General features: G+C 62.2%; 11 protein-coding genes. All 11 read right to left on the minus strand.

Annotated elements, in window-relative coordinates:
• On the minus strand, window positions 1–1,022 hold a 1,022-nt coding region (locus tag H5U38_14395; protein MBC7188210.1), incomplete at its 3' end, for a hypothetical protein.
• Window positions 1,023–1,135: 113 nt separating this feature from the next.
• Window positions 1,136–3,742, minus strand: coding sequence for a DNA mismatch repair protein MutS (gene mutS, locus H5U38_14400; protein ID MBC7188211.1), 2,607 nt, complete (start codon window positions 3,740–3,742; stop codon window positions 1,136–1,138).
• A 100-nt stretch (window positions 3,743–3,842) separates the two neighbouring features.
• Window positions 3,843–4,712 carry an NAD(+)/NADH kinase gene (locus tag H5U38_14405; protein ID MBC7188212.1) on the minus strand — a complete coding sequence of 290 codons (870 nt, stop codon included), beginning with the start codon at window positions 4,710–4,712 and terminating at the stop codon, window positions 3,843–3,845.
• A gap of 15 nt (window positions 4,713–4,727) precedes the next feature.
• Window positions 4,728–6,662, minus strand: a complete 1,935-nt coding sequence (locus H5U38_14410) for a 1-deoxy-D-xylulose-5-phosphate synthase (protein ID MBC7188213.1) — start codon at window positions 6,660–6,662, stop codon at window positions 4,728–4,730.
• Between the two features lie 19 nt (window positions 6,663–6,681).
• Complete coding sequence (gene xseB / locus H5U38_14415) at window positions 6,682–6,897, minus strand: exodeoxyribonuclease VII small subunit (GenBank protein ID MBC7188214.1); 216 nt, start codon at window positions 6,895–6,897, stop codon at window positions 6,682–6,684.
• 7 nt (window positions 6,898–6,904) lie between these two features.
• Window positions 6,905–8,146 carry an exodeoxyribonuclease VII large subunit gene (gene xseA, locus H5U38_14420; protein ID MBC7188215.1) on the minus strand — a complete coding sequence of 414 codons (1,242 nt, stop codon included), beginning with the start codon at window positions 8,144–8,146 and terminating at the stop codon, window positions 6,905–6,907.
• Window positions 8,147–8,557: 411 nt separating this feature from the next.
• On the minus strand, window positions 8,558–8,914 hold the full coding sequence (locus H5U38_14425) for an HU family DNA-binding protein (GenBank protein MBC7188216.1): 357 nt from the start codon (window positions 8,912–8,914) through the stop codon (window positions 8,558–8,560).
• A 91-nt stretch (window positions 8,915–9,005) separates the two neighbouring features.
• Window positions 9,006–9,230: a zinc ribbon domain-containing protein gene (locus H5U38_14430; GenBank protein MBC7188217.1), complete on the minus strand. Its 225-nt coding sequence runs from the start codon at window positions 9,228–9,230 to the stop codon at window positions 9,006–9,008.
• A 15-nt stretch (window positions 9,231–9,245) separates the two neighbouring features.
• Window positions 9,246–10,130: a signal peptide peptidase SppA gene (gene sppA / locus H5U38_14435; protein MBC7188218.1), complete on the minus strand. Its 885-nt coding sequence runs from the start codon at window positions 10,128–10,130 to the stop codon at window positions 9,246–9,248.
• A 140-nt stretch (window positions 10,131–10,270) separates the two neighbouring features.
• Window positions 10,271–11,467, minus strand: a complete 1,197-nt coding sequence (locus H5U38_14440; GenBank protein MBC7188219.1) for an aminotransferase class I/II-fold pyridoxal phosphate-dependent enzyme — start codon at window positions 11,465–11,467, stop codon at window positions 10,271–10,273.
• 237 nt (window positions 11,468–11,704) lie between these two features.
• Window positions 11,705–13,294 carry an FMN-binding glutamate synthase family protein gene (locus H5U38_14445; GenBank protein MBC7188220.1) on the minus strand — a complete coding sequence of 530 codons (1,590 nt, stop codon included), beginning with the start codon at window positions 13,292–13,294 and terminating at the stop codon, window positions 11,705–11,707.
• Between the last annotated feature and the right edge of the window lie 71 nt (window positions 13,295–13,365).

The raw sequence follows: 13,365 nt of genomic DNA on the forward strand, positions 1-13,365 counted from the left end.
CCGAACTTCTCTTTCTGGATGGTGAGCTGAAGGGATATTCGGTGAGTGGTACCAAGTTGGTCGTGACTCAAGCAGGCATAGTCGACGTCCAGCTGGGGTAGCCGCACCCCCACGCCGAAGGCAAGATGACCCACATCGCTGCCGATACGCAGGGCGACCATCTGGCGAAAGGCGTACTCCAGGCCAAAGTGAAAGTCAGCGCTCGCGCGTCCGGCATGGAGTTGTGCTGCCGTCTTCCGCCCCTCGAACTTGACACCGACGTCGCATGCCGGGACAATCACACCCCGCAGCCAGCCCAACGGGAGAGGGTAGGCGACTCCCAATCTGAGGGTTGGCAACAACAGCTCGCGGGTGCCTGTGGAGTCCCAGACGAGCACCGTCGTGGTGACATCCTGCACCACTCCTCCCACAAGCAGGCGCTCCACGGGATTCCAGCGCACCCCCACGTCGAAGCCAAGCCCCCATGCGTCAAAGTCGCCGACGCTCTTGTGCACGACCTTGGCGCTGACCCCGTACCAAAGGGACTCGCTCCGTGCCCGGGCCACCGACAGTAGCCACGCCCACTCGGCGTCGTTCACGTACTTGTCAATCTGGGGGGTATTGCGCACGAGCACGCCGTTTTCGCTGTACAACTCCCCCAGCGCTCGCTCCGGATTTCGCAGCCTGGTGGTGATGGGGATATCGTCCACTGCCGTGCGGGTGACGGTGAGGGCAACGGCCAACGTGCGGCCCACGGGCGCGGCAGCACCGAAGTAATCATAGTTCACCACGCCGGCAAAGCGCTCCGCGTGCATGGCGGCAAGCTGGGGATAGGCCAACCCCATCAGCCCGGCAGGATTCCAATGCCCCGCAGTGACGTCGCTGGCGACGGCCACATGGGCACCCCCCATGCCCAAGGCGCGGGCTCCCACCCCGATGCTCATGGACTCGCCGGCGTACTTGGCCACGCGCCACTGGCCGGCGTACCCCCCACCTGCGGCACCGAGGGCCATCACCAAGGCTATGACTGTGCGTCGTCTCACTGCTCTCACCTCGTGATCACTAGGCTTTCTCTGCCCCTGCTGGCCGTCAATGTACAAAAACAGTGGGGCAAAATCAAGGCCTTTTGCGCTGCGGCATAAGAAGAAACAAGCCCTTACGAATTCTCCCCGTCCAATTTCTTCTTCAGCTCGGACAGCTTGTTGAGGGCCTGGAGCGGGGTGAGGTTGTCCAGGTCGATCCTTCGCAGCTCGTCCGCGAGGTACCTTTCCTGGGCTGCGAAGATATCCAGCTGCAGCTGACGCGCTGCCTCCTCACCCGAAGCGCTGCGCCGCACGGCCAACTTGGGCTGTTCCGAGGGGGTGAGGGCCTCTGCCTCGAGGTTGGCCAGTATCTCCTTCGCCCGCTCGATGACCTCCCTGGGCAGCCCTGCCAGCTGTGCCACATGAATGCCGTAGCTGTGGTCGCACCCCCCTTCGACAATTTTCCGGAGAAACACCACGCGGTCGCCCCACTCCTTAACCGCGACGTTGTAGTTCTTCACTCGCGGCAGGATCAGGGCCAGTTCCGTCAGCTCGTGGTAGTGGGTAGCGAACATAGTCTTGGCTGCCAGGCGCGGCGTGTTATGCAGGAATTCCGCCACTGCCCAAGCGATCGACAAACCATCAAAGGTGCTTGTGCCGCGTCCGATTTCGTCCAGGAGGATCAGGCTACGCGGCGTGGCGTTGTTCAGGATATTCGCCGTCTCGTTCATCTCGGTCAGGAAGGTGCTCTCCCCGCCCGCAAGATTGTCTGAGGCCCCCACCCTTGTGAAAATCTTGTCCACCAGACCGATGCGCGCCTCTTTGGCCGGGACAAAGCTCCCCATCTGCGCCATGATGACGATCAACCCCACCTGGCGCAGGTACGTCGACTTGCCCGCCATGTTCGGCCCGGTGATGATGAGGATCTGATCGCTGGTGCTGTCAATGAACAGGTCGTTGGGGACAAAGGCCTGTCCAGCTGGCAGGAGGCATTCGATGACCGGGTGGCGGCTCTCCTTCAAGACAATCGCTGTGGACTCGTTGATCTGTGGGCGCACATAGCGGTTGCTGACCGCCACGTCGGCCAAGCTCGCCAAACAGTCCAGTTGCGCCAGCAGCCGGGCGTTCTTCTGCACGGCCTCCGTCTCCAGGGCCACCCGCTTGCGGAGCTGGTCGAAAAGTTCGTACTCCAGCACCGCCATCTTCTCCTCAGCCCCCAGGATCTTCTCCTCATACTCCTTGAGCTCGGGGGTGATGAAGCGCTCTGCACCCACGGTGGTCTGCTTGCGCACATAGTCCGCAGGCACCTTCGACAAATGCGGCTTGGTGACCTCGATGTAGTAGCCGAAGACCTTGTTGTAGCTGACCTTGAGGGAGGGGATGCCGGTGCGCTCCCGCTCGCGTGTCTGCAGCTTGGCGATCCAATCCTTACCCGAGAAAGCAATGGCCCGCAGTTCATCCAGCTCGGCATTGTACCCGGAGCGGATGATGCCGCCTTCCGTGACCAGCAGCGGCGGGTCGTCGACGAGGGCGCGCCTGAGTTCATCGACCAGGGGGCCGAGTTCCTCCAGCTGCTCGTGTATCTCTCGGAGCAGGGCACTTTCCAGCGAGCCGCACGACGCCCTCACTTGCGGGATGAGCGCCAAAGTGCGCATGAGTGCCTGCAGATCGCGGGCATTGGCGCGCCCGGTGTTCACCTTGGCCATCAGCCGCTCCAGGTCCCCGACGCGCCGTAGCTGGTCCCGAATCTTCTGGCGGAGATCCCCGTGGGCGACCAATTCCTCCACGGCATCCAGTCGGCGGTCAATGGCCTGTTTACTGGTCAATGGGCGAAGTAACCACTGCACCAGCATCCTCCCGCCCATGGGGGTGAGCGTTCTGTCGATGACCGACAGCAGGGTGGCGCGCGTGGCGCCAGGATTGAGGGGTGTCACCAGTTCCAGATTGCGCCTCGTCGAGGCGTCCAGGCCGAGATACTCGGCCTCATTGAGGCGTGACAGGCGATTAAGGTGGCGGAGTTCGCTCTTCTGGTTTTCCTTCAGGTAGTGGACCACCGCGCCCGCCGCAGAGACGCCCACGTCCAGATCCTCGCAGCCAAACCCCCGCAGCGAGGTGGTGCCAAAGTGTTGCGTCAGGAGCTCGTAGGCGTAGTCACGATGAAAGACCCATTCCTCGCACTTTGACACCATGGCCGGCCGCGCTGGGCCCAGTTGTTCCATAACGTAGGGCAATTGCTCCTCGCTGACCAGCAGCTCGGCCGGTTCGGCACGGACCACCTGTTCTTTGAGCTGAGCCAGAGGGAACTCGCCCGCGACAAAGTCCCCGGTGGATACATCCGCGGCGGCCAAGCCGCACTTTTCGCCCTTGAGGTACAGCGCCACCAGAAAATTGTTGCGCTTCGTGTCCAGCAGGCTATCACTGAGCACCGTGCCCGGGGTGACCACCTCAAGGACGTCCCGCTTGACTACCACCTTCGCCTTCTTGGGGTCTTCGACCTGCTCGCAGATGGCCACCTTATAGCCGGCCTTGACCATCTTGGTGAGATAGGCATCCAAGGCGTGGTGAGGGAAGCCAGCCAACGGCACATTAGCCGCCTTGCCGTGGGCCCGACTGGTGAGGGCGATGCCGAGCACCTGCGAGGCGATCTTGGCGTCGTCGTAAAACATCTCGTAAAAGTCGCCCATGCGGAAAAACAGAATGGCGTCCTTGTACTTCGCCTTGAAGCGCAGGTACTGCCTCATCAGGGGAGTCTGTGCGTCCAAGGTAGGCAGCGTTGTCCCAGTTGGTTTGCCAGTGTCACTCATGGGAGAGGTCTTGTTGCACAAGAAAGAAGCGGCGGCCTCACACCGAGCGTAGATCTTCGCCCCAGTGGAGTTTCAGCCGTAGCACCTCGTAGAAGCGCCTGCGGCGCGTTGCCACCCAGCGCACCGCATAGTCGGCGGCGCGGATCTCCACCTCCTGCCCCTTGCGGAGCACGCAACCGATCTGGCCGTCCGCCGTGAGGTTTGCTTGCTGGTCCTCGGTGGCCACCGTCACCCTCACCACGCTCTCGGGCGGAATGACTACCGGCCGCGCACTCAGCGAGTGCGGACACAAGGGGGTGATTACCAACACGCGCATGGTCGGAATGACGATGGGCCCGCCAGCCGCCAAAGAGTAGGCGGTGGAGCCAGTTGGCGTGGCAACGATGAGCCCATCAGCGATGTAGGTGTTGAGGTAGACATCATCCACGTGGGTGGTGATTTCGATAATCCGCGGCGAACCTCCGCGGTCAATCACCACATCGTTCAGGGCATAGAACACCCGGTCCGGCTCCTCGGCTACTGCGGCGCGCAGGAGCATCCGCTCGATAATGTCATACTGCCCGGTCAACAGATCTTCCAGGCAAGGATAAAGCTCTTCGATACGCACGTCGGCCAAGAACCCCAATCCGCCGAGGTTCACGCCCAGGATTGGCACTCCAAGGTGGCCCACGGCGCGCGCCACGGCCAGAAAGGTGCCATCGCCGCCAAAGGCAATGACCACGTCGCTGCGCCGGCCCAGCTCTTCGATCTCCAGCCAGCAGGAAGGGGCCACCCCAGGGTCAACCACCTCGCGGATGTCCTTTGCCAACACGAAGGGCGTGCGGCGCTTGCCCAGCCACCGCACCAGGCGCGGGATCACCTCCTTGACCATGGGCTTGGTAATATTGGCGACAATGCCCAGAGTCATCGCTTCGTCGCCCTCTCAGCTCGCTGCCCGTACGGTTCGTGGCGCGGCAGTACGCATTGCTTCCTGCCACGTGGCCAAAACCGTGCGCGCAATGCCATCAGTGTCTAGGCCCAAGTGCGCGTAGAGTTCCTCGCGGGTGCCGTGGGGGACGAACTGATCGGGAAGGCCGAGGCGCACCAAGCGCACGTCGTGAAAACCGTGGTCTGCCAGCCACTCGGCCACCGCACTGCCAAAGCCACCGACCACCGTGTTGTCTTCCACCGTGACCAGCACAGAGTGATGGCTAGCCACCTGGCGAAGCATCTTCTCGTCCATCGGCTTCACGAAGCGCACGTTGACCACCGTGCAGGAGATCCCTTGCTCGGCCAGGCGCTCGGCCGCTTCACGGCAGCGATAAACCAGAGGGCCAACGCCCAACAGGGCAACATCATGACCGCTGCGCAGCCGCTCGCTGCTGCCGATGGGGATGCTCTTGTGGCCCTTGCTCAGCGGCACGCCTTCTCCTTCCCCGCGCGGGTAGCGCAGGGCAAAGGGGCCCTGGTGGTCCACTGCCGTCCAGAGCAGGTCCTTGAGCTCATTCTCGTCCTTGGGCGCTGCCACCACCAGATTGGGCACGCTGCGCAGGTAGGACAGGTCGAAGGAGCCATGGTGGGTCGGCCCGTCGTCGCCCACCAGCCCACCGCGATCCAAGGCGAAAACGACCGGCAGGTTCTGCAAGGCAATGTCGTGGATGATCTGGTCATAGGCGCGTTGCAGAAAGGTGGAATAGATGGCCACCACCGGCTTCAGTCCTTGCACCGCCAGGCCCCCGGCAAAGGTCACGGCATGTGCTTCCGCAATGCCCACATCGAAAAAGCGCTCCGGAAAGGTCTGGTGAAGGTAACAGAGGCCCGTACCCAGCTCCATTGCCGCCGTAATCCCCACCACCTCGGGGCGCTTGGCTGCTATCTCCACCAGGGTCTTGCCGAAAACTTCTGTGTAGGTGGGATTCTTGCCCGACTTGGCTGCATCGCCGGTGACCTTATTGAAGGCGCCAAGCCCGTGGAAACGGGGAGCATCCTTCTCCGCAGGCAGGTAGCCCTTCCCTTTGGTGGTGAGCACGTGGAGGAAGATGGGCCCTTTCAGTTGCCGCACTTCCCGCAGCACCCTTACCAGGAGGGCAATGTTGTGCCCATCGATGGGGCCGAAGTAACGAAATCCTAACCGTTCGAAGAGCAAGCCAGGCACGATTAGGGCCTTGAGCCCCTCTTCCATGCGCCTGACCGCCGTGCGGATATGTCCGCCCAGGTGGGAAAGCTTGCCGGTGAGCTCCCAAATGTCCCGCTTGAGCACATTGTAGGCCGGCGCGGTGATGAGCTGCGTCAGGTATTCAGCCAGTGCGCCGACGTTGCGGGAGATGGACATGCGGTTGTCATTGAGGATGACGATGAGGTCGCGCTTCAGGGCACCGGCGTTGTTCAGGCCTTCAAAGGCAAGGCCACCGCTCATGGAGCCGTCGCCAATGACGGCCACCACTGCGTAGTCGTCGCCGGCAAAATCGCGGGCGCAGGCGATTCCCAGAGCGGCGGAGATGGAGGTGCTGGCGTGCCCGGTGCCGAACACATCGTAAGGGCTCTCTTCCCGCCGGGGGAAGCCACTAATGCCGCCCCATTGGCGCAGGGTGGCAAACTGCTCTCGCCTGCCGGTGATGATCTTGTGCGGGTAGGCCTGGTGGCCCACGTCCCAGATAATCTTGTCGCGCGGCGTGTCGAAGGCGTAGTGGAGGGCAAGCGTCAGCTCAACAACCCCGAGGCTGGGCGCTAAATGGCCGCCGGTGCAGCTCACCGTGGTGATGATGAAGTCGCGCAACTCCCTCGCCAACTGCGACAACTCCGGGATGTCAAGCTGCCGAAGATCGGCGGGCGAGTTGATCTTGGGCAGGATGCGGTACGCCCCTCTCTCGTCCTGCATGGCCGTGCCGTGTTCCTGGTTAGACAAGCTCGAGTTGGAAGCCATCGTCCTTCTTGACGAGCATCTTCAGTTTGGCCTCGGCCTCTGCTAGCCGTGCCTCGCAGAACTTGGCAAGCTCCATTCCCTCCTCGAAAAGCCGCAGCGATTCTTCCAAGGAGGTATCACCGCGCTCCAAGATCTGCACAATCTCTTCCAGACGCTGCATCGCGCTTTCAAATGTCTTCTTGCCGGTCATGTTCTCCTCAGCGCCGTTCGTCTGCCCCCGCGCTGCGGGGAAAAACGCCTTTGAGCTCTGCCTCTGGCTCCACCTTGGTCACTTGGGCCGCAATCCTCCCGCGGAAGAGCTGCACGCCCACTGCTTCGCCTTCCGCGACCTGCGCACCGGTGCGCACCACCTCGCCACTGTCCAACCGGAAGCAGATGGCGTAGCCCCTGGCCAGCACCGCCTGCGGCCCCAAGGACTCCAGCCGCATGGCCAAGCCTTGCTGCCGCTGTCTGGACAAAGCCAGCAGGTGGGAAATGCTGGTCGAAAGCATGCGGGTCACGTCGTCGAGCCGCTGCTGGTGCTGGTGGACAATGTCCTCTGGCCGGCGGAAACCGTAGCTGGCGCGAACAGCGTTAAGTCGTTCCCGGCCGCGACTGAGCTGACTGGCGATGGCCTGATAGGCCCGCGCGATGTGGGCGCGCAGATTCTGCGCCAGCTGTTGACGGTCCGGAACCACCAGCTCCGCCGCAGCCGATGGCGTAGGGGCGCGTAGGTCCGCCACAAAGTCGGCAATGGTAAAGTCCACCTCGTGCCCCACGGCCGACACCACCGGAATGCGCGAGGCGTAGATGGCTCGGGCAACAATCTCTTCGTTGAAGGCCCAGAGATCCTCCAGTGAGCCACCCCCTCTGCCGACGATGATCACGTCCACCTGGCCGTACTCGTTGAACTCGGCAATGGCGCGCGCGATGTCCTCGGCGGCACCCTCGCCCTGCACCAACACCGGGCGTAGAATCAGCTCAATCCCCGGGAGCCGTCGCCTGCTGATGTTGAGAATGTCCTGGAGCGCGGCGCCCGTGGCACTGGTCACAATACCGACCCGCTCAGGAAACCGCGGAATGGGCCTTTTCCGCTCCTCGGCAAACAGCCCCTCCTGGCGGAGACGGTTCTTCAACTGCTCGAAGGCAAGCTGCAGCTCTCCCACCCCGGCGGGCTGCAGCCGCAACACGTCGAGCTGGTAGTTGCCCCTCTTCTCATACACGGTCACCCGCCCCTGGACGAGCACTTTCATGCCGTCTTCGGGGATGAAGCGCAGCCCCGCGTTGCGGCCCCGCCACATGACCGCGGCAATCTGCGCATTCTCATCCTTCAGGGAGAAGTACATGTGCCCGGACGTGTGCAGCTTGAAGTTGGAGACCTCGCCTTCGACCCACACCACAGGAATCGTGGTCTCTAGCAGCACCTTGATCTCCCGCGTCAGCTCAGACACCGTGTAAATGTACGTTTCGCCGACGCTGAGCTCGGGACTGACTTCCGGCAATTGCTCTTCTTGCACCGCGATTCTCCCCACACTACCTCAGACCACCCCAGACCAGCATCTCCCGTGGCCCCGACTCCCGCCACAGGCAAATAAGGGCCAAGCGTCTGCCTCAGCCCTCATTGCGAGCGTTGCCAGCGGCCAGGGGTGCCGTCTGCACGGCAGCTGCCGCAGCGTGCCTGTTGTGTGGACCACTGCTCTCCTCCTCTGAGGAGCCCCATGCGGGGCGCTCCTAGCGGAGTTTCTTCTTATGCCTGTTCTTCCGCAGCCGTTTCTTGCGTTTGTGGGTTGCGATCTTGTGTCGTTTCCTCTTCTTGCCGCAGGGCAAACGTGCTCACCTCCTTCACTTTGGTGACTGACTATGTGCTTTACCTAAATGTCGCTTGTCTGGTTTGGCGAAGCCGGTGCAGCGCCGTCCATCCCCGTCCCTGGCGTCTCCTGCTTTGCTCTTGGCCCTCTCGCCACCGCCTCGCGAAGCTCCTCGGCCGGGCGAAAATAGGGTGCCTTCCGCGCCGGAATTTCCACCAATTCCTTCGTCACCGGATTGCGGGCCCTCCGCGCCTGGCGATCGGCCACCAGAAAAGTGCCAAAGCCGCGCAGCGTCACGCTCTGCCCGTGTTGCAAGGCCCAAGACACCGTGGCGATGAACCCGTCTATGACCGCCAGGGTGTCCACCTTGGTCAAACCCGTCCCCTCGGCAACGATGTCGACAATCTCCTGCTTGGTCATCTGCAACCTCGCATTCCCCACTCATCCCACATGCTTGGCGCAAGCTCCGCACAGACTGGGGCAAGCTCAGCCGTTCGACTTCAGAGCGCGCTCACTTGCACGTGGCGCAATGCTTTGAGCTGCACCCGCTGCAGGACGTCGCGCTCGCAGAAGTGACGGCGCGACTGGTCCCGGCAAAACCAAACACCGAGAAGATACGCGCGGTATTGGCACTACCGCACTTGGGGCAAACCGGCGGCGAGCTATTGTCGCTGCTCCGCACCAGCTCTTCAAAGGTCACATCGCAGTCGGCGCATTTGTATTCGAAAATCGGCACTGCTTCGCTCCAGGCTCAGAAAGCCACTTTGTAGCTCAGGCGTGGCCACCGCTCCAAGGCCTCGATGAAAAGGCGCGCGTTCTGGAAGAGAAGGTCGATCAAGCGCAGGCGCCTTTCCTGCCGTACGATGCGCGGCTCGCCCTTGATGCCTGCCAGGTCCGCAGCCAGCCGCAAGGCGTCTTCAAAAGTGCCCAAGGTGTCCACCAGTCCGCTGCGCACCGCCTGCAGGCCGGTGAACACGCGTCCGTCGGCCAGGGCCAGCACTTGCGCACGCTCCATTTTGCGGCCCTCGACCACAGCATCCAAGAACTGCGCGAAAGCGTCGTCCACCCACTGTTGGAGGTAGGCGCGCTCGGCATCGGTGAGCTCGCGGTAGGGAGAACCCGTATCTTTGAACTTGCCGCTCTTGATTACCGTAAAGCCGATGCCAAGCTTGTCCAGCAGGCGACGGATGTTGGGGATCTCGGCGATCACACCAATGCTCCCGGTGGTCGTCCCCGGGTTGGCCATGATGCGCGTCGCTCCCACCGCCACATAGTAGCCGCCCGATGCCGCCACCGACCCTAAGGAGGCCACAATTACTTTGCCCGCCTCCCTGGTCTTTCTCACCTCCTCGTAGATCTCCTGCGAGGCGGCAACCCCTCCGCCCGGGCTCTCGATACGCAGGACGATGGCTTTGATGGATCCATCCCGCCGGTACTGCTTGAGCTGGCGTACCACCGGGCGGGGGTCGACGATGGTGCCGGTGAGTTCCACCACTGCCACTTTGGCCCCAAAGGATGGGAATCCCATAGCTTCGCCGCCAGCGCTGCGCAGGCTGAGCAGCGAAAGAGCCAGCAACGATAGCCCGCCCAACACCACCACCGCTGCCACGATAAGCCACACAGTGCGCTTTGCCATGCCGCCCTCACGCAAACTGCTGCCTTACTGGCAGCAGTCGTCGCTCGTCCATCTGCCGATAACGCCTTGCAAAACCGCTGCTAAGTATACTAAAAACGGCGCTAAATGTCAATCGAAAAATGGCCCCAACCGGCGGCGCGTCACTTTATTTTCCTCAGCGCCTGGGACAGGTCGTTGATCAAGTCCTCCACTGCCTCAATCCCCACCGAAAGGCGCACCAGGCCAGGCGTGATCCCGCAGGCGAGGAGGTCTTCCTCCTTGTAGGTGGAATGGGTCATGCTGGCAGGATGCTCGATCAACGTATCGCAATCACCGAGGCTCACCGCCAAGGTCATGAGCTTGACGGAGTCCATGAGTTTCTCGCCGGCAGCCCGTCCTCCCTTGAGCTCAAAAGAAACCATGCCGCCGAAGCCGGTCATCTGCTTGCGGGCCAACTCGTGCTGGGGATGAATACGCAGGCCTGGGTACCAGACTCGAGCCACCTTGGGATGAAAGCTCAGGTACTGCGCAATCCGCATGGCGTTGAACTGGTGGCGCTCCATGCGCACCGGCAGCGTCTTGAGGCCACGCACGAAGAGCCAGGCGTTGAACGGGCTCAGGCATCCTCCTAAGTCACGCAACACCTCGCCCTTGGCTCGTTTTATGAAATCCTTTGGCCCCACAATCACGCCGCCGATGGTGTCGCCGTGTCCCCCGATGTACTTGGTGGCGCTGTGGATGACGATGTCCGCTCCCAGAGAAAGCGGCCGCTGGAAGTAGGGCGTGGCAAAGGTGTTATCCACCATGAGGAGGGCGCCATGGCGGTGGGCAATCTTGGCCGCGCCCGCGATGTCGATGAGCTTCAATGTGGGGTTGGACGGCGTTTCGATAAAGACCACCCGCGTCTTTTCGTCCATGGCGGCCTCGATGTTGGCCAGCTGGCTTGCTTCAACGTCGCGCACCTCAATGCCCAGGCGCTTCATCGTCTCGCGAAAGAGCTGGTGGGTGCCGCCGTACAGAGTGTCGGAAGCGACGATGTTCTCGCCGGTGCGGACGACGGTGAGCACCGCCGTGGTAGTCGCCGCCATGCCCGAGGCAGTGGCACACGCCGCCTCGCCGCCTTCCAAGAAGGCCATCTCCCGCTCGAAGGCATCCACCGTGGGGTTCCCGATGCGCGTGTAGATGTAGCCCTCGCGCTGCCCGGCAAAGATCTCAGCCCCAGCCCTCGCACTGGGGAAGGCAAAGGTCGAGCTCTGGTAGATGGGGATGGAAACCGCGCCAGTGAGCCGATCCACGCCTCCTGACCCATGGACACACAGCGTCGCGAAACTCAGCTTGCGCATCTCCTCGGGCTTCATGACTCCTCTCCCTGATTTGACCTTGCCGGCTTGTCTTCTCGGATGCCGTGGCAAATATACGCGAGCGGCCGCAAAAAGTCAACCTCTTTCGGGAGCTTGTGCACGCAGTCAGCTGGGCACCAGCTTACCCTCGGCACAAGCCGTGCGGCCAGCATCTCCGGAGGCGACAAAAGCGAAAGGGCCGATGGTGCGCGCCGCGCTCTCCATCGGCCCTTGGTGCCCGCCGATTAGGGGACGTCAGCAGGCCAAGATCTTCTCCACTTCTTCCTTGTCCACATCAGTGATGTAGGTGATGCCACTGATGCGCGCCGCCTCCGGGGTGAGGGCAGCAATGTCGTCGCGGCTGATGTGGGCCAAGGTGAATTTGCGGCTGCCGCACATGAGCTGCCGCAAACCTTGGGCAAGGCGCTCGTAGTAGGTGTACAGACCCAGCGCGCCTGTGGGCACCTTTTCGAACAGCTCTTTGCCCAGCTCCTTGCGCAGCGAGCTGGCAGTGACAAAGATCTCGTCGATGGTGGTGCCGAAGCGCTCCACGTACACCGGTAACTGTCCTTCGGCAATGGCTCTACCGATGGTCTTGCCCACCATGGCCGCGGCAATGGGAGCCCTCGCCATGCCGACCAGCTTGAAGTACGGAGCTCCCAGGGCCAGAGCCTTGAAGATTTGGTCCTCGAAGGTAAAGCCGCCGGCCACCGCCAGCGCTGGCACGTACTTTCCTTGCTCAGCCAGCCGCTTGGCATAGAAGTACAACAGCGAATGCAGCTCCACAGGCGGAACGCCCCATTCGTTCATCATTCGCCAGGGGCTCATGCCGGTGCCGCCGCCGGCCGCATCCACCGTGAGCAGGTCGATGCGGTACTTGGACGAGTAGGCCACGGCACGCGCCAGGTCGGCCGGTCGATAGGCGCCCGTCTTCAGGAAGATGTACTTGGCGCCTGCCTTGCGCAGCTCTTCCACCCGCTGGGCAAAGGCCTCTTCATCCACCATGCCAATGCGAGAGTGGCGCTCGAATTCCTTGAACGCGCCGCGCTCGAAAGCGCGGATCACATCCGGGTCGTGGGGATCAGGAAGTACCACGTAGCCCCGGTCACGGAGCGTCTGGGCTTTTTTGAGCTCGCGAATCTTGACCTCGCCCCCGATGTCCTTGGCACCTTGGCCCCACTTCATTTCCACGCATTCGACGCCGAGTTTTTCCACGGCGTACTCGTGCACCCCGAGGCGGGTGTCTTCGACGTTGGCCTGCACGATGATGGCGCCGTAGCCGTCGCGTTGAAACTCCTTGTACAGCTGCACGCGTCTCTTGAGGTCGACCGTGTCCACGACCCTCCCACCTTTGAAGGTGGCTTCCATGTCCATGCCCACGACATTCTCGCCGATGGTCAGCCCGGTGCCGGCCAATGCCGAACCGATGGCAAGCCCCTCCCAGTTATTTTTCGCCACGTTGGTGGAACCGATGCCGGGAATAATCCATGGGTAGCGGAACTTGATCCCCTGGTCGTGGCCAATGGCCACCTCGAGGTTGACGTTGGGGAAGATGGCCTTGTCGCTGTCTGCCTCGATGCCGTGGGCCCCTACGGCAGTGCCCATGATATTGAAGTGGCCATAATCGACCGGGTAGGTCTTTTCCGCTGCCGTGGTAATGACCCCAAAAGGTTGCGGGTAGATGACCTCGTGGCCGCGATAAGCCGACTTGCCGATTTCGCACATGCCGATGCAGCCGTCCACGCAGGTGACGCACATCCCCGATGAGGGGGTAATGGAATCCTCGGTGCGATTCTTGGTGAGGGTCGCTGCCGACGAGTTTATGCGGGAAAGAGTGGTCGCCATACCTGCTGCTCCTTGTGTTTTGACCGCCCCACTGCAGAGTTCTGCTTGGACATCAGGCTACTTAACGATTT

The sequence above is a fragment of the Calditrichota bacterium genome (assembly GCA_014359355.1).
Taxonomy (GTDB): Bacteria; Zhuqueibacterota; Zhuqueibacteria; order JANLFK01; family Oleimicrobiaceae; genus Oleimicrobium.

Coding starts and splice junctions, on each gene's coding strand:
- H5U38_14445 (MBC7188220.1), bottom strand. CDS start 13,294: ATGGCGACCACTCTTTCCCGCATAAACTCGTCGGCAGCGACCCTCACC.
- H5U38_14425 (MBC7188216.1), bottom strand. CDS start 8,914: ATGACCAAGCAGGAGATTGTCGACATCGTTGCCGAGGGGACGGGTTTG.
- H5U38_14410 (MBC7188213.1), bottom strand. CDS start 6,662: ATGCAGGACGAGAGAGGGGCGTACCGCATCCTGCCCAAGATCAACTCG.
- H5U38_14405 (MBC7188212.1), bottom strand. CDS start 4,712: ATGACTCTGGGCATTGTCGCCAATATTACCAAGCCCATGGTCAAGGAG.
- H5U38_14440 (MBC7188219.1), bottom strand. CDS start 11,467: ATGAAGCCCGAGGAGATGCGCAAGCTGAGTTTCGCGACGCTGTGTGTC.
- mutS (MBC7188211.1), bottom strand. CDS start 3,742: ATGAGGCAGTACCTGCGCTTCAAGGCGAAGTACAAGGACGCCATTCTG.
- sppA (MBC7188218.1), bottom strand. CDS start 10,130: ATGGCAAAGCGCACTGTGTGGCTTATCGTGGCAGCGGTGGTGGTGTTG.
- xseB (MBC7188214.1), bottom strand. CDS start 6,897: ATGACCGGCAAGAAGACATTTGAAAGCGCGATGCAGCGTCTGGAAGAG.